The 14,938-nt window shown below is 52.2% G+C and carries 15 protein-coding genes and 1 riboswitch; of the genes, 10 read left to right on the top strand and 5 right to left on the bottom strand.

What is annotated here, in order from left to right:
- Window positions 1-62 precede the first annotated feature (62 nt).
- The 3 genes from glnE (at window position 63) to glgS (ending at window position 4,876) form a co-directional block, all read left to right on the top strand.
- On the top strand, window positions 63-2,903 hold the full coding sequence (gene glnE / locus NNO08_RS10570) for a bifunctional [glutamate--ammonia ligase]-adenylyl-L-tyrosine phosphorylase/[glutamate--ammonia-ligase] adenylyltransferase (RefSeq protein ID WP_271454304.1): 2,841 nt from the start codon (window positions 63-65) through the stop codon (window positions 2,901-2,903).
- A gap of 59 nt (window positions 2,904-2,962) precedes the next feature.
- On the top strand, window positions 2,963-4,396 hold the full coding sequence (gene hldE, locus NNO08_RS10565; RefSeq protein WP_137382550.1) for a bifunctional D-glycero-beta-D-manno-heptose-7-phosphate kinase/D-glycero-beta-D-manno-heptose 1-phosphate adenylyltransferase HldE: 1,434 nt from the start codon (window positions 2,963-2,965) through the stop codon (window positions 4,394-4,396).
- A gap of 273 nt (window positions 4,397-4,669) precedes the next feature.
- Entirely contained in the window at window positions 4,670-4,876 is a 207-nt protein-coding gene (glgS, locus tag NNO08_RS10560) for a cell surface composition regulator GlgS (protein ID WP_137382553.1), read from the top strand.
- Window positions 4,877-4,909: 33 nt separating this feature from the next.
- Here the strand turns inward: glgS and ubiK are convergent, their stop codons facing one another.
- On the bottom strand, window positions 4,910-5,206 hold the full coding sequence (gene ubiK, locus NNO08_RS10555) for a ubiquinone biosynthesis accessory factor UbiK (protein WP_271456679.1): 297 nt from the start codon (window positions 5,204-5,206) through the stop codon (window positions 4,910-4,912).
- Window positions 5,207-5,338: 132 nt separating this feature from the next.
- Window positions 5,339-5,488, top strand: a riboswitch (FMN riboswitch).
- Window positions 5,489-5,594: 106 nt separating this feature from the next.
- On the opposite strand from ubiK, the gene ribB reads away from it, so the two are divergent.
- Both ribB and NNO08_RS10545 read left to right on the top strand, forming a co-directional pair.
- Window positions 5,595-6,248 (top strand): 3,4-dihydroxy-2-butanone-4-phosphate synthase, encoded by a 654-nt coding sequence (ribB, locus tag NNO08_RS10550; RefSeq protein WP_137382554.1) that lies wholly within the window; start codon window positions 5,595-5,597, stop codon window positions 6,246-6,248.
- A gap of 501 nt (window positions 6,249-6,749) precedes the next feature.
- Complete coding sequence (locus NNO08_RS10545; protein ID WP_271442242.1) at window positions 6,750-6,926, top strand: hypothetical protein; 177 nt, start codon at window positions 6,750-6,752, stop codon at window positions 6,924-6,926.
- A gap of 62 nt (window positions 6,927-6,988) precedes the next feature.
- Here NNO08_RS10545 and zupT read toward each other — a convergent pair whose 3' ends face one another.
- Entirely contained in the window at window positions 6,989-7,762 is a 774-nt protein-coding gene (gene zupT, locus NNO08_RS10540; protein WP_271456678.1) for a zinc transporter ZupT, read from the bottom strand.
- Between the two features lie 147 nt (window positions 7,763-7,909).
- Between zupT and ygiD the strand changes: the two genes are divergently transcribed.
- Window positions 7,910-8,698 carry a 4,5-DOPA dioxygenase extradiol gene (ygiD, locus tag NNO08_RS10535; RefSeq protein WP_137382555.1) on the top strand — a complete coding sequence of 263 codons (789 nt, stop codon included), beginning with the start codon at window positions 7,910-7,912 and terminating at the stop codon, window positions 8,696-8,698.
- Window positions 8,699-8,761: 63 nt separating this feature from the next.
- On the opposite strand, the gene NNO08_RS10530 is transcribed toward ygiD, so the two are convergent.
- The 3 genes from NNO08_RS10530 to tolC all read right to left on the bottom strand — a co-directional run bounded on the left by NNO08_RS10530 (window position 8,762) and on the right by tolC (window position 12,235).
- Window positions 8,762-9,922: a glutathionylspermidine synthase family protein gene (locus tag NNO08_RS10530; RefSeq protein ID WP_271449653.1), complete on the bottom strand. Its 1,161-nt coding sequence runs from the start codon at window positions 9,920-9,922 to the stop codon at window positions 8,762-8,764.
- A gap of 5 nt (window positions 9,923-9,927) precedes the next feature.
- Window positions 9,928-10,605, bottom strand: a complete 678-nt coding sequence (locus NNO08_RS10525) for a DUF1190 family protein (RefSeq protein WP_016154521.1) — start codon at window positions 10,603-10,605, stop codon at window positions 9,928-9,930.
- Between the two features lie 148 nt (window positions 10,606-10,753).
- Complete coding sequence (tolC, locus tag NNO08_RS10520; RefSeq protein ID WP_271456677.1) at window positions 10,754-12,235, bottom strand: outer membrane channel protein TolC; 1,482 nt, start codon at window positions 12,233-12,235, stop codon at window positions 10,754-10,756.
- Window positions 12,236-12,434: 199 nt separating this feature from the next.
- On the opposite strand from tolC, the gene nudF reads away from it, so the two are divergent.
- Genes nudF through yqiA form a run of 4 tightly spaced genes read left to right on the top strand, consistent with a single transcriptional unit; the run spans window position 12,435 to window position 14,919 of the window.
- Entirely contained in the window at window positions 12,435-13,067 is a 633-nt protein-coding gene (nudF, locus tag NNO08_RS10515) for an ADP-ribose diphosphatase (RefSeq protein WP_040233966.1), read from the top strand.
- Window positions 13,064-13,486, top strand: coding sequence for a DUF1249 family protein (locus NNO08_RS10510; protein ID WP_005123087.1), 423 nt, complete (start codon window positions 13,064-13,066; stop codon window positions 13,484-13,486). Before nudF ends, NNO08_RS10510 begins: the two co-directional genes overlap by 4 nt.
- A gap of 24 nt (window positions 13,487-13,510) precedes the next feature.
- A complete protein-coding gene (cpdA, locus tag NNO08_RS10505; RefSeq protein WP_271442239.1) occupies window positions 13,511-14,338 on the top strand; it encodes a 3',5'-cyclic-AMP phosphodiesterase in 828 nt (275 codons plus the stop codon).
- A complete protein-coding gene (gene yqiA / locus NNO08_RS10500) occupies window positions 14,338-14,919 on the top strand; it encodes an esterase YqiA (protein ID WP_271456676.1) in 582 nt (193 codons plus the stop codon). Before cpdA ends, yqiA begins: the two co-directional genes overlap by 1 nt.
- The last annotated feature ends 19 nt before the right edge of the window (window positions 14,920-14,938 follow it).

Raw genomic sequence — 14,938 nt, 5'->3', positions numbered from 1 at the left:
GTCATGTAGGCCGGATAAAGCGAAACGCCGCCATCCGGCACCATTCAAAGGATAACCCGTAGATGAAGCAGCTCTCTTCACCGTTACAGCAGTACTGGCCGACCGTTGTTGAGCGGCTGCCAGCAGCAATATCTGAGTCCTCACTTAGTGTGCAGGCGAAGTCAGTGCTTACATTCAGTGATTTTGTTCGCGACAGTGTGATTGCCCATCCTGAGTGGCTGGTGGAGCTGGAAAGCGCCGCGCCACAGGCTGATGAATGGCAACACTATGTCACCTGGTTACAGCAAGCGTTGAACGACGTCAGTGATGAAGCGACGTTGATGCGTGAACTTCGCCTGTTCCGCCGTCGCATCATGGTGCGCATTGCCTGGGCGCAGACGCTGTCGCTGGTGGCTGAAGAGAGTATTTTGCAACAGCTAAGTCACCTGGCGGAGACGCTGATCATTGCCGCACGTGATTGGCTGTATGACGCCTGTTGCCGTGAGTGGGGAACGCCCTGTAATCAGGATGGCACCCCACAACCGCTGCTGATTTTAGGGATGGGAAAACTCGGTGGCGGCGAGCTGAATTTTTCTTCCGATATCGATCTGATTTTCGCCTGGCCGGAACATGGTTCTACGCAGGGTGGGCGGCGTGAACTGGATAACGCGCAGTTCTTTACCCGTATGGGGCAGCGACTCATCAAGGTGTTGGATCAGCCAACCATGGACGGGTTTGTTTATCGGGTAGACATGCGCTTACGTCCGTTTGGCGACAGCGGTCCGTTGGTGCTGAGCTTCTCCGCGCTGGAGGATTATTATCAGGAGCAAGGGCGCGACTGGGAACGCTATGCAATGGTGAAAGCACGTATTATGGGCGATGCCGACGGTACTTATGTCAGCGAGCTTCGCGCCATGCTACGACCGTTTGTCTTCCGTCGCTACATCGATTTCAGTGTGATCCAGTCCCTGCGTAATATGAAAGGAATGATTGCCCGTGAAGTTCGCCGTCGTGGTCTGAAGGACAACATTAAGCTCGGCGCGGGCGGTATTCGTGAAATTGAATTTATCGTTCAGGTATTCCAGCTGATCCGCGGCGGGCGTGAGCCTTCTCTGCAATCCCGTTCGCTTTTACCCACACTAAGCGCCATCAATGCGCTGCATTTGCTGTCTGATACCGATGCGGAACAACTACGGACGGCCTATCTCTATTTACGCCGCCTGGAAAATCTGCTGCAGAGTATCAATGACGAACAGACCCAAACGCTGCCGGGCGATGAGCTGAACCGGGCAAGACTGGCGTGGGGGATGCGTGTCGATGACTGGCAGCAACTGACTGATGTGCTGGCGGCGCACATGAGTAATGTGCGCCGGGTGTTTAATGAGTTAATTGGTGATGACGACAGTGAAACTCAGGAAGAGTCGCTGTCGGAACAGTGGCGCGAGCTGTGGCAGGATGCGTTGCAGGAAGATGATACTACGCCAGTGCTGATGCATCTGGCGGATGATGATCGCCGCCGTGTGCTGACACTGATCGCTGATTTCCGTAAAGAGCTGGATAAGCGCACGATAGGCCCGCGGGGGCGTCAGGTGCTGGATCATTTGATGCCGCATCTGCTGAGCGATGTCTGTTCCCGCGATGATGCCTCCGTGCCGTTGTCGCGTATTACTCCGCTGCTGGTGGGCATTGTCACCCGCACGACTTATCTGGAACTGCTGAGCGAATTCCCAGGGGCGCTTAAACACCTGATTTCGCTGTGCGCTGCCTCACCCATGGTGGCCAGCCAACTGGCACGCTATCCGCTGTTGCTCGATGAACTGCTGGACCCCAACACGTTGTACCAACCCACGGCGACTGACGCCTATCGTGATGAGTTGCGCCAGTATTTGCTACGCGTACCGGAAGATGACGAAGAGCAGCAACTGGAAGCCCTGCGTCAGTTTAAGCAAACGCAGTTGCTGCGTATTGCGGCGGCTGATATCGCCGGGACGCTGCCGGTGATGAAGGTAAGCGATCATCTGACCTGGCTGGCGGAAGCCATTATTGATGCCGTAGTTCAGCAGGCGTGGACGCAAATGGTCGCCCGCTACGGGCAGCCAACGCATCTTGGCGATCGCGAAGGCCGCGGTTTTGCCGTTGTTGGCTACGGCAAACTGGGCGGTTGGGAGCTGGGCTATAGCTCCGATCTCGACTTGATCTTCCTGCATGATTGCCCGATGGATGTGATGACGGACGGCGAACGTGAGATTGACGGGCGGCAGTTCTATCTGCGCCTGTCGCAGCGCATTATGCATCTTTTCAGTACCCGCACCTCATCTGGCATTTTGTATGAAGTGGATGCACGGCTGCGTCCGTCCGGTGCGGCGGGAATGCTGGTGACCTCAACAGATGCTTTCGCTGACTACCAGCGTAACGAAGCCTGGACGTGGGAGCATCAGGCGCTGGTGCGGGCTCGTGTGGTGTACGGCGACCCGCAACTGACCTCTCAGTTTGATGTGGTGCGGCGCGATATCATGACGCTCGCCCGTGATGGAAAAACATTGCAGACAGACGTGCGCGAAATGCGTGAGAAAATGCGTGCCCATCTGGGCAATAAGCATCGCGATCGTTTTGATATCAAAGCAGATGAAGGCGGTATCACCGACATTGAGTTTATTACGCAATATCTGGTGCTGCGCTATGCCCACGAAAAACCCAAGCTGACGCGCTGGTCGGATAACGTGCGCATTCTGGAATTACTGGCGCAAAACGACATTATGGACGAACAGGAAGCGCTGGCGCTTACCCGCGCTTACACAACGCTGCGCGATGAACTTCACCATCTTGCCCTGCAGGAACTTCCGGGCCATGTCGCGCCGGAGAGCTTCAGTGCTGAACGTACGCTGGTGCGTGACAGCTGGCAGAAGTGGCTGGTTGCCGAGTGAAGTGTGCTATTATCGCGCGCAAATTTTAAGACCCTCAGAGAATCTCTCAGGAGACAGGAATGAAAGTAACGCTGCCAGAGTTTGAACGTGCAGGAGTCATGGTTGTCGGTGATGTGATGCTGGATCGCTACTGGTACGGCCCTACCAGCCGTATCTCCCCGGAAGCGCCGGTCCCGGTGGTAAAAGTGGATACCATTGAAGAACGTCCTGGTGGCGCAGCAAACGTGGCGATGAACATTGCCTCTCTGGGAGCGAATTCGCGTCTGGTGGGGCTGACGGGCATTGACGATGCGGCGCGTGCACTCAGTAAAACGCTGGCGGACGTAAACGTAAAATGTGACTTCGTTTCCGTGCCGACGCATCCGACGATAACCAAGCTGCGCGTGCTTTCCCGCAACCAGCAGCTGATTCGCCTGGATTTCGAAGAAGGCTTTGAAGGTGTGGATCCGCAGCCACTGCATGAGCGTATCAATCAGGCGCTGGGATCTATCGGCGCGCTGGTGCTGTCGGACTACGCCAAAGGTGCGCTGGCAAGCGTTCAGCAAATGATTGCACTGGCACGTAAAGCAGGGGTTCCGGTACTTATCGATCCGAAAGGGACCGATTTTGAACGCTACCGCGGCGCAACGCTGCTGACGCCGAACCTGTCTGAGTTTGAAGCGGTTGCGGGTAAGTGCAAGAGCGAAGATGAGCTGGTTGAACGCGGCATGAAGGTGATTGCGGATTTCGGCCTTTCTGCACTGTTAATCACGCGCTCCGAACAGGGCATGACGCTGCTGCAACCGGGCAAAGCGCCATTGCACATGCCGACCCAGGCGCAGGAAGTGTATGACGTGACCGGTGCGGGCGATACGGTTATCGGCGTACTGGCAGCGACGCTTGCCGCGGGTAATTCGCTGGAAGAGGCGTGCTATTTTGCTAACGCGGCAGCAGGTGTTGTTGTCGGTAAGCTGGGGACCTCTACGGTTTCACCGATCGAGCTGGAAAATGCCGTGCGCGGTCGCGCTGATACCGGCTTTGGCGTGATGAGTGAAGATGAGCTGAAGCAGGCTGTCGCCAGCGCCCGCAAACGTGGTGAGAAAGTGGTGATGACCAACGGCGTGTTCGACATCCTGCATGCGGGTCATGTCTCCTATCTGGCAAATGCGCGCAAGCTGGGTGACCGTCTGATCGTCGCGGTTAACAGCGATGCGTCCACCAAACGTCTGAAAGGTGAAACGCGCCCGGTCAACCCGCTTGAACAGCGTATGATCGTGCTGGGGGCGCTGGAGTCTGTCGACTGGGTCGTCTCTTTTGAAGAGGATACGCCGCAGCGTCTGATTGCCGGTGTTCTGCCGGATCTGCTGGTCAAAGGTGGCGATTACAAGCCGGACGAGATTGCCGGCAGCAAAGAGGTGTGGGCCAACGGCGGAGAAGTATTGGTACTCAACTTCGAAGATGGTTGTTCAACGACCAATATCATCAAAAAGATCCAGAAAGACAGCGATAAATAACAATTACCGGAAACGCGTCGAACCTTCCGTTTAGCGCGCTTTCCTTGCTTGACGATGCTGTTTGCTCGACCCGGAGTACCGGAAGAAAGATCAGAGGAGGAGGTGTATTCCTCCTCTGATAGACCTCATTTGACTCTCTCACAGATTTCGTAGAAAAGTGTGAAGCAGGGCCCTTATTTTGCGCACATAATGTACAGAACAGCTTCGCGTATAGGGAAATACTGAAATCAGAAAAAGCATATGGCCTTAACAGATATTCAATAACTGGAGGGTATGCTCATGAACAGCAATATGTATTCACTGAACAATTTCGATTTCCTGGCCCGGAGTTTTGCCAGAATGCAGGCTGAGGGCCGACCCGTTGATATCCAGGCTGTCACTGGAAATATGGATGAGGAACATCGCAGCTGGTTTTGCAAACGCTATGCACTTTACTGCCAGCAGGCAACAGAGGCGAAAAAATTAGAACTGGAACACTAACATATTAACGGGCCTTACGGCCCGTTGTCGTTTTTATACTTGTGGATCGACTGGCGGGATTGCGGGCGCAGGCTTAACTTCAACCGTTTTTTCACGCGCTTCAAGCTCCGTCAGGCGTTGCTCAAGCAGCGCCAGTTTTTCACGGGTACGCAGTAAAACCTGGGTTTGTACGTCAAACTCTTCGCGGCTTACCAGATCCAGACGTGTCAGCTGCGATTGCAGCGTTTGGCGAATTTTCTTCTCAACGTCTTCGCCAAACTCCCGGATCCCTTTCGGCATCGACTCGTGAACCTGACGAGCAATCTGCTCAATTTTTTTCGGGTCAATCATTATGGTTTCCCTGAACTGGTACGTGTTGCTGCCTATTGTAGTGCGAACTGCCCCAGGCATAAACCAGAATTGTGTGAAGCTAAGTCGAGTAAAGGCGTTGATGAAGGTAATCAATAGCGTTATAGTTAACCCGCTTATTCTCAGGGCGGGGCGAAATTCCCCACCGGCGGTAAATCAACGAATGTTGAAAGCCCGCGAGCGCTTTTTGTTACGGCAAAAAGGTCAGCAGATCCGGTGTAATTCCGGGGCCGACGGTTAGAGTCCGGATGGGAGAGAGTAACGATCCAGTCGGGCATGGACCCGCTCACGTTATTTTTTTGCCGCTTTGACGGCACTCCTAAGACTGCCCTGATTCTGGTAACCATAATTTTAGTGAGGTTTTTTTACCATGAATCAGACGCTACTTTCCTCTTTTGGTACGCCTTTCGAACGTGTTGAACATGCGCTTGCTGCGCTGCGTGAAGGACGCGGTGTGATGGTGCTTGACGATGAAGACCGTGAAAACGAAGGTGATATGATTTTCCCGGCAGAAACCATGACTGTTGAACAGATGGCGCTGACCATCCGTCACGGTAGCGGTATTGTTTGCCTGTGCATCACTGAAGACCGACGCAAACAGCTCGATCTGCCGATGATGGTGGAAAATAACACCAGCGCTTACGGTACGGGTTTTACCGTGACCATTGAAGCGGCAGAAGGTGTGACTACCGGTGTTTCCGCAGCAGACCGTGTCACTACCGTTCGCGCGGCGATTAAAGATGGCGCTAAACCTTCCGATCTGAACCGCCCGGGCCACGTTTTCCCGCTGCGTGCTCAGGCTGGTGGTGTGTTAACTCGCGGTGGCCACACCGAAGCCACCATCGATCTGGTGACGCTGGCGGGTTTTAAACCGGCTGGTGTGCTGTGCGAATTGACTAATGATGATGGCACCATGGCGCGCGCGCCGGAGTGCATTGCATTTGCCGGCAAGCACAATATGGCTGTAGTCACTATCGAAGATTTAGTGGCTTATCGTCAGGCGCACGAGCGCAAAGCCAGCTAATAGCGTATTCCCACGCTTGTTGTGGTAGAAAAAAACCGAAGTCAGTTTTCTGGCTTCGGTTTTTTGTTGTTATGGCCGGAGAATTTAGCTTTAGTTAGATAGGATGCTCTGGTACTACGTATCAACACTAAATAATAGTTCTTAATATATTTTTCTTATACTAATACGTTGTCATAATTAAATGGTATAGCCCGTGAATGTCTAAATAAATATCACGTTCCGTGAGAAAATTATTAATTATCAGTGGGTAACATTTTTATTATTATGTGAATGACAATGAGGAACGTTGTTCTGGATAATGAGTTTTTATTTGGCCGTATGAATCTGATGATATTGTTTCCTTTTTAATGCAGGTTTTTTGATTAGCTTTATCCGTTACGTTATATGATCGAAATCATATATTTGTTTTCATGTTATGCCACTATAGAGGTAGGTCAGAATATAGTTATGTAAAATTTTAACGTTAAATGTTTAATGATGTTAAATTTTAAGGGTAAAAGAATGTTTATTGCCTGGTATTGGATTGTATTAATTGCACTCGTTGCTATCGGTTATTATTGCCATATGAAACGTTATTGCAGAGCGTTCCGGCAAGACAGAGATGCATTACTTGAGGCGCGCAACAAACTGTTTCGCCATACGGGCGAAGGTGGTACCACCGTCAAGGACCACGAATAGCAGCCCTGCCACCATGAATGAGGCGGATGTTCTGAGTCACAGAGCAGCATCCGCCATCGGCTTCACCCGATGCCCATAGATTGCAGGATAACCAGGCTGAGGCCCATTACCGACATTCCACACAGTACGCCATAACTGGGATTATTATTGGGGTCGATCTCTTTTGCCAGCGGCATCAGTTCATCAACGGATAATGCGACCATAATTCCGGCGACCGCGGCCATAATTGCCGCCATTACCACGGGCGAAATCAAACTGCCCAGAATTAACCATGCCAGTACCCCACCTAATATTTCTGCCATTCCTGAGATCCCTGCCCAGAATATAGCGGTACGTTTGGAACCTGTGGCAGCATAAACGGGCCCGGCAACGGCTAAACCTTCAGGTATATTATGTAATGCAACGGCCAGTGCGATACCAAAACCCAACTCCAGGTTGCTGCTGGCAGTAACAAAAGTCGCGATCCCTTCCGGAAAGTTGTGCAGGCTGATACCCAGCGTTAATAAAATCGCAGTACGTTTAATGGAACCGGGTAACGGCTGTGTGGTTTTTTGGACTAAATCCTGAGGGTGAGCGTGCGGCAGCAAACGATCCAGGCCAAAGTAGCCCAACAAACCAACGATAAACATCCCGTAACCCAGCACCGGCGACATTCCCTCTGCTGCCAGTGCGGCTGGCAACATTTCCATCAGGGAAATCAGCAGCATGATACCTGCGGCAAAACCCAGAGAAAACGCGAGAACGCGGTTAGAGGGTTTTTGTCCCAGCACGCCAATAAATGCACCGATAAATGTGGCGGCGCCTGCCAGTAAGGTCAGAAGTAAAGGTACTGACATCGACAAATAAAACTCCTTATCAATCTGCTGTTCGGGGCGGATCGTCAAAATAACTGATGATCTTCATCATGGTTATCTGAGTTCTTCATCAACCGAAAAAGCGTATTGTGGTGATATCAAAATGACTCCCTCAGTAAGGATATCATCATGTCTTCAACTCGTATGCCAGCATTGTTTTTGGGACACGGCAGCCCAATGAATGTTCTGGAAGATAACGTTTATACCCGCGCCTGGCAGCAACTGGGGGAAACGTTGCCACGCCCGAAAGCGATTGTTGTGGTCTCGGCACATTGGTTCACTCGTGGGACAGGTGTGACGGCGATGGAAGCACCAAAAACGATCCACGATTTTGGTGGTTTCCCGCAAGCACTGTATGACACGCATTATCCGGCCCCTGGGTCTCCTGAACTGGCTCAGCATCTGGTGGATCTGCTTTCTCCAGTGCCAGTCACGTTGGATAAAGAGGCGTGGGGATTTGACCACGGCTCATGGGGCGTGCTGATCAAGATGTACCCGAACGCGGATATCCCGATGGTGCAGTTGAGTGTCGATAGCACTAAACCTGCGGCCTGGCATTTTGAAATAGGCCGTAAGCTGGCAGCATTGCGCGATGAAGGCATTATGCTGGTGGCCAGTGGCAACGTGGTACATAACCTGCGTACAGCACGCTGGCACGGTGAAAATACACCATACCCGTGGGCGACCTCATTCAATGATTATGTGAAAGCCAACCTGACCTGGCAGGGACCGGTTGAACAGCATCCGCTGGTGAATTATCTCGAGCATGAAGGCGGATCGTTGTCGAACCCAACACCGGATCACTTCCTGCCGCTGCTGTATGTTTTAGGCGCATGGGATGGTAAAGAACCTGTAACAATCCCGGTCGATGGCATTGAGATGGGTAGCCTGAGTATGTTGTCGGTGCAGGTGGGGTAGTATTTTACCGGATGGTATCGAACGTAGGCCCGGTCAGCGTGAGCGCCACCGGGCACAACAGATTTATTCGACAAAAATATGCGGATAGAAGCGTGAGAGATCCTGGGTGATCAACGCTCTGTCTTCACGAATGCCGATCCCGGCCGGTTGATCGTTAATCAGCCAGCTGCCGATCAGCATATAGCTGTCGCCAAATTTTGGTAGCTGATGGAACTGCTGTACGATCATACCTTCTTCACCGTATGGCCCTTCCACGGCTTCGATCGTTTTACCGTTTTCAATGATGGAAACGTTAGCCCCTTCACGCGAGAAGATCGGTTTCACGACAAATTTATCCATCTGCGGATAGTCGTCTTCGGCGAAATATGCCGGTAGCAGATTCGGGTGATCCGGGAACATTTCCCACAGCAGCGGCAGCAGTGCTTTGTTGGAGATAATGCTCTTCCATGCCGGTTCCAGCCAGCGAACGCCAGCGTCTTCCAGCTTGGTGGAGAACATTTCACGCAGCATAAACTCCCACGGATACAGCTTGAACAGGTTGGCGATCACCTGGTCCTGCATGTCCGTGAACTGACCTTTTTCACCGAGCCCGATATCTTCGACATAGAGAAATTCAGTGGCAATTTCAGCCTCAGCCGCGCAATCCTGCAAATACTGGATCGTTCCACGATCTTCGACCGTATCGCGACAGCAGGTCAGGTGCAGCAACTGAAAACCGTACTGCTCGCGCAGCTCAGTGAAACGTTCGATCAGTTTTTCCTGCAGGCTGTTGAACTGATCGCTGCCTTCCGGCAGGTTGCCCGCATTAAGCTGATCTTCCAGCCAGATCCACTGGAAAAAAGCAGCTTCATACAATGAGGTTGGCGTATCTGCGTTGTTTTCCAGCAGCTTGGGTTCACCCGTGCCATCCCACGCCAGATCGAGACGGGAATAAAGCGACGGTTGCTGTGTCTGCCAGGACTGGCGAACAAAGCCCCAGGTATGCTTTGGAATGCGAAACTTGGTCATCAGCTCATCGCTGTTGATGACCCTTTCAACCACTTTAAGGCACATCTGATGCAGCTCTGCGGTGACCTCTTCCAGTTTTTCAACCTGGGCCAGCGTGAGCTTGTAGTAGGCATCTTCACACCAGTACGGCTCGCCGTACATGGTGTGAAAGTTGAAACCGTATTCGGTAGCTTTGTCGCGCCAGTCCGGGCGCTCAACAATACTGACTCTTTCCATAGGGATCAGCCACCCATCGAACGTGTCGTGGTGCCGCTGGCGCTACGTTGCATGGTGCTCTGTTTTGCCACCGACTCACCAAATCCACCGCGCGTAACGGTAGACGTTGTGGCAGGTTTTGGTGCCATCGCGGTTTTCGGAACGGTCATGGTGCGGCCCGGTGTGGCGGCACCGTAGTTTTTACCGCCGGCATCCGTGTATTTGCCATATGCCGGGCTTGCCGGATTTTTCGAGCTGAACAGCGGTTGTTGCGCGCCCATGCCGCCGCCCATCATCCGACCCATCATGTAACCCGCCATCAGCGGCATCCAGAAGCTGCCACTGCTTTGATTCTGCGCTTGAGCCTGGCCTTCGCCCGTAGGTGCCATTCCTGCCTGGGCAGGTGCCTGCTGGCACTGACCTTCACCGAACTCGGCAATACAGTCTTCGCGCGTGGCGTATTTTGGCGCCGTGCGTTCAGCTTCTTTCAGTGCGTTGTTGAATGCGGTAGTACATTCAGCGCTTTTACCTGGATTCGCCGCAGAGCAGTCGTCCGCATTCTGGTAAAGCGAAACTGTTTCGTCACTTTTTTCACAGCCTGCCAGCATAAAAACAGCGGTCACAGCCAGTGCGACAGGAGTCAGATGGCGTGCGCTCCAGCTTTTGCGGAACGACGCGTGATGTATAGATTTTGTCCGTTTCATTTATGTCTTCCAGGACCCAGTGGTAAATACTGCTCAGAATAGAGGATGGCTGGTCGAAATTGAAGCGGGAAGAGGCGAGAATGCGGAAGAAGGGGCGGATCTTTACGTTGTCTTACGTTCAGACGGGGCCGAAGCCCCGTCATCAACATCAATTACGGAACGGGTTGTTGCCGTTACTGCTGCTGGTTGTATGTGCTGCTGCCGGTTTGACCGCCGGTGCCGCACTGTTCGCGGTATATCCGTCTGCCGCGGCGTCTTGCTGGGTGTTTTCCGGCGCAACGGCGTCAGGTGCGGTGGAAATAGGTTTGCCCAGCGTATTGTTCAGCGCCACCAGATCCTGCTCGTTAAGCGTACCGAGCGCAGACTTGATGTTTAACTGGTTGATAAGATAAGTATAACGCGCATTTGCCAACTGCTGCTTAGCGTTGTACAGCGTGGTGGTGGCATCCAACACGTCTACGATGGTACGTGTACCGACAGAATAACCCGCTTCCATCGCGTCCAGGGAGCTTTGCGCAGAGACAACGGCTTGTTTGTACGCATTAATGCTACTGATAGACGCATTAATGTTGTTGAATGACGAACGAACGGTCTGCACTACGCTGCGGTGCGCGCTTTCCAGTTGCTCGCTGGCACCAACAAAGTTGTACTGCGCTTGTTTAACCTGCGAGTTAACCATCCCGCCCTGGTACAGCGGCAGCGAGAAGTTCAGACCAATTTTGTTCTGGCCCTGGTTGCTGTCGTCATACTGAGAGTTGTTAGTTTTAGAACCACTGTAAGAGGTATCAGATACACCGGTAGAGGCGGTTAAACCCAGCGTCGGCAGATGACCATCCTGCGCCAGACGAATTTGCTCACGCGCCAGATCCTGACTTAAACGTGCCTGCAATAACGTCAGGTTGCGGTTTTCTGCTTCTTTCAGCAGTGAATTCACCGCCTGCGGTTTGTTGGTTTTAAAACCATCAACATTTAGCGAGGCCAGTTCCGGGTAGTAATTGCCGGTGACCTGACGCAGCTGTTCAACGGCGTTGTCCAGGTTGTTACGCGCGGTAACTTCGTTCGCCAACACGGTATCGTACTGTGAACGGGCGTTCTGTACGTCAGTAATGGCAACCAGGCCAACGTTAAAACGCTGGGTCGTCTGATCTAACTGACGATAAACGGCGTCTTTTTGTGCCTGGGTATAAGAGAGCACGTCAATCGCGTTCAATACGTTAAAATAGGCCGTGGCGGTATTCAGGATCAGCGTTTGCTGATCGGTCTGATAAGTCACATCCTGGATGCCTGCTGATTTTTCTTGCAGCGTCAGGGCACGCCATTTTGACATATCGAACAGAGTCTGAGTCAGGCTTAACGAAGCACTGGTCGCGTTGGAGTTGACGCCATTGGCATCACGAAAACCATTGCTGTAGGTGTAATCGGCACCTAAGCCCAGTTGCGGCAGTAAAGGACTACGCGCTTCGTTAATTTTTTCGAATGCAGCATCGCGATCGGCGGCGGATTTACGCAATTCCGGGTTGCTCAGGCGTGCTTGCTGATAAACCTGCATCAGGTTTTCTGCCTGGCTCAGAGTACTGAACCCCGACAGGCTCAGGCCGATAAGGATGGGGAGCAATTTCTTCATTTGCATTCCTTGTTGTGAAGCAGTATTTAGCGCTGATCAAATTGTAAAAATAATTGCTGATTCTAGCAGAATCCGCCACTTCAAAAAGTTGGCGTTACGTGCCATACGGCGTTAATTTGCATCAATTTAACACAAGGGCGCTCAAACAGCAGTCAAACGACCTTGAAATTCACACTTTAATCACTATTGGTACCAGGACAGCACAATGCGTAAACCAGACAACTTGCCAATGACATTCACTAAAAATGATGTAGAAATTATTGCACGAGAAACACTATACCGCGGTTTTTTTTCACTGGATCTTTATCGCTTCCGTCATCGCCTGTTTAACGGTGGTATGAGCGGTGAAGTGAAGCGTGAAATTTTTGAGCGCGGACACGCGGCAGTCTTGCTACCCTTTGACCCTGAGCGGGATGAAGTTGTGCTGGTTGAACAGATCCGTATCGCGGCCTATGACACCAGCGAAACGCCGTATCTGCTGGAAATGGTAGCTGGAATGATCGAAGAAGGTGAAACCGTTGAAGATGTGGCCCGCCGTGAAGCAATGGAAGAAGCCGGATTGGATGTGAAGCGGACTAAGCCCGTGCTGAGCTATCTGGCAAGCCCGGGCGGCACCAGTGAACGCCTGTCGATTTTGGTAGGTGAAGTGGACGCTTCGACCGCAAATGGTATCCATGGTCTGGCGGATGAAAACGAAGATATTCGTGTTCATGTGGTGAGTCGGGAACAGGCTTATCAATGGGTAGAAGAGGGGATAATCGACAACGCGGCTTCTGTCATCGCCTTGCAATGGTTACAGCTGCACTATCAAGAGTTAAAAACTGAGTGGAAAAAATGAAGCGTTATACACCTGACTTCCCTGAAATGATGCGCCTGTGCGAAACCAATTTTTCGCAGTTGCGCCGCCTGTTGCCACGCAATGATGCAGCCGGTGAAACAGTGAGCTATCAGGTTGCAAACGCACAATATCGATTAACGATTGTTGAATCGACCCGATACACTACGCTTGTCGCGATCGAACAGACGGCACCAGCGGTTACCTACTGGAGTCTGCCGTCGCTGACTGTGCGCCTGTATCATGATGCGAGGGTGGCTGAAGTGTGTTCAAGTCAGCAGATCTTTCGCTTCAAAGCGCGGTATGATTATCCAAATAAAAAGTTGCATCAACGCGACGAAAAGCATCAAATTAATCAGTTTTTGGCCGACTGGTTACGGTACTGTTTAGCACATGGAGCGATGGCGATTCCGGTTTATTAGCGTCGTGAAACCTAAGGACACCATTTGGAAAGCCTGTTAACCCTTCCTTTGGCTGGTGAGGCCAGAGTCAGGATCTTACAAATTACAGACACTCACCTGTTTGCCGAAAAGCATGAAACCTTGCTGGGTGTGAACACCTGGGATAGCTACCAGTGCGTACTGGATGCAATACATGCAGAGTCGCCAGAGTACGATCTCATCGTCGCGACTGGGGATTTGGCGCAGGATCAATCCGCTGCGGCTTATCAGCATTTTGCTGAGGGCATCGCAAGTTTTCGTGCGCCCTGCGTTTGGTTACCCGGTAATCACGATTTTCAGCCAGCGATGTACAGCGCGCTTCAGGATGCGGGTATTTCCCCCGCCAAACGCATCTTCATCGGTGAACAGTGGCAAATTTTGTTGCTGGACAGCCAGGTTTTTGGCGTCCCTCACGGTGAGTTAAGCGAATTTCAGCTTGAATGGCTGGAGCGTAAACTTGCTGATGCGCCTGAACGTAATACGTTGCTGCTTCTGCATCATCATCCTTTGCCTGCGGGCTGCAGTTGGCTCGATCAACACAGTCTGCGTAATGCGGCTGAGCTCGACAACGTGCTGGTGAACTATCCGCGCGTGAAGTATCTGCTCTGTGGGCATATTCACCAGGAGCTGGATCTCGACTGGAACGGCCGCCGACTGCTGGCGACGCCATCAACATGCGTGCAATTTAAGCCGCATTGCGCCAATTTCACGTTAGATACGATAAGCCCCGGCTGGCGTACGCTGGAACTCTTTGCAGACGGTACGTTACAGACCCAGGTGTGTCGTCTACAGGGAAATCGGTTTCACCCTGATACCGCTTCAGAAGGCTACTGATGTCTACGCTTCTCTATCTTCATGGATTCAATAGTTCTCCTCGTTCGGCGAAGGCATGTCTGCTAAAAAACTGGCTGGCGGATCACCATCCGCACGTTGAGATGATTGTGCCGCAGTTACCTCCGTATCCAGCCCAGGCGGCAGAGATGCTGGAGTCTATTATCCTTGAGCATGGCGGCGAGTCGCTGGGGATTGTCGGCTCCTCATTAGGAGGCTACTACGCCACCTGGCTGTCGCAATGTTTTATGCTGCCAGCGGTGGTCGTGAACCCTGCCGTGCGGCCTTACGAACTGCTGGTCGACTATCTCGGTCAAAACGAGAACCCCTACACGGGGCAGCAATATGTGCTAGAGTCACGCCATATTTACGATCTTAAAGTCATGCAGATTGACCCGCTGGAAGCGCCGGATTTGATTTGGCTGCTTCAACAAACGGGCGATGAAGTGTTGGACTACCGCCAGGCGGTGGCGTATTACGCCTCCTGCCGTCAGACAGTTATTGAGGGCGGAAACCACGCATTCACGGGCTTCGAAGATTATTTCAACCCGATTGTCGATTTCCTTGGACTGCACAGTTTCTGACGATCAATTCGAATTGCTA

Origin of the sequence: Citrobacter sp. Igbk 17, from assembly GCF_028069775.1 — a bacterium.
Classification (GTDB): domain Bacteria; phylum Pseudomonadota; class Gammaproteobacteria; order Enterobacterales; family Enterobacteriaceae; genus Citrobacter.
Note: the sequence above shows the minus strand (reverse complement) of the source record. Positions and strands in the feature narration are given on the sequence as shown.

What these genes read in the sequence shown, in the direction of transcription:
- glnE (WP_271454304.1), top strand. Translation starts at nt 63, where the DNA reads ATGAAGCAGCTCTCTTCACCGTTACAGCAGTACTGGCCGACCGTTGTT.
- hldE (WP_137382550.1), top strand. Translation starts at nt 2,963, where the DNA reads ATGAAAGTAACGCTGCCAGAGTTTGAACGTGCAGGAGTCATGGTTGTC.
- glgS (WP_137382553.1), top strand. Translation starts at nt 4,670, where the DNA reads ATGCTCATGAACAGCAATATGTATTCACTGAACAATTTCGATTTCCTG.
- ubiK (WP_271456679.1), bottom strand. Translation starts at nt 5,206, where the DNA reads ATGATTGACCCGAAAAAAATTGAGCAGATTGCTCGTCAGGTTCACGAG.
- ribB (WP_137382554.1), top strand. Translation starts at nt 5,595, where the DNA reads ATGAATCAGACGCTACTTTCCTCTTTTGGTACGCCTTTCGAACGTGTT.
- NNO08_RS10545 (WP_271442242.1), top strand. Translation starts at nt 6,750, where the DNA reads ATGTTTATTGCCTGGTATTGGATTGTATTAATTGCACTCGTTGCTATC.
- zupT (WP_271456678.1), bottom strand. Translation starts at nt 7,762, where the DNA reads ATGTCAGTACCTTTACTTCTGACCTTACTGGCAGGCGCCGCCACATTT.
- ygiD (WP_137382555.1), top strand. Translation starts at nt 7,910, where the DNA reads ATGTCTTCAACTCGTATGCCAGCATTGTTTTTGGGACACGGCAGCCCA.
- NNO08_RS10530 (WP_271449653.1), bottom strand. Translation starts at nt 9,922, where the DNA reads ATGGAAAGAGTCAGTATTGTTGAGCGCCCGGACTGGCGCGACAAAGCT.
- NNO08_RS10525 (WP_016154521.1), bottom strand. Translation starts at nt 10,605, where the DNA reads ATGAAACGGACAAAATCTATACATCACGCGTCGTTCCGCAAAAGCTGG.
- tolC (WP_271456677.1), bottom strand. Translation starts at nt 12,235, where the DNA reads ATGCAAATGAAGAAATTGCTCCCCATCCTTATCGGCCTGAGCCTGTCG.
- nudF (WP_040233966.1), top strand. Translation starts at nt 12,435, where the DNA reads ATGCGTAAACCAGACAACTTGCCAATGACATTCACTAAAAATGATGTA.
- NNO08_RS10510 (WP_005123087.1), top strand. Translation starts at nt 13,064, where the DNA reads ATGAAGCGTTATACACCTGACTTCCCTGAAATGATGCGCCTGTGCGAA.
- yqiA (WP_271456676.1), top strand. Translation starts at nt 14,338, where the DNA reads ATGTCTACGCTTCTCTATCTTCATGGATTCAATAGTTCTCCTCGTTCG.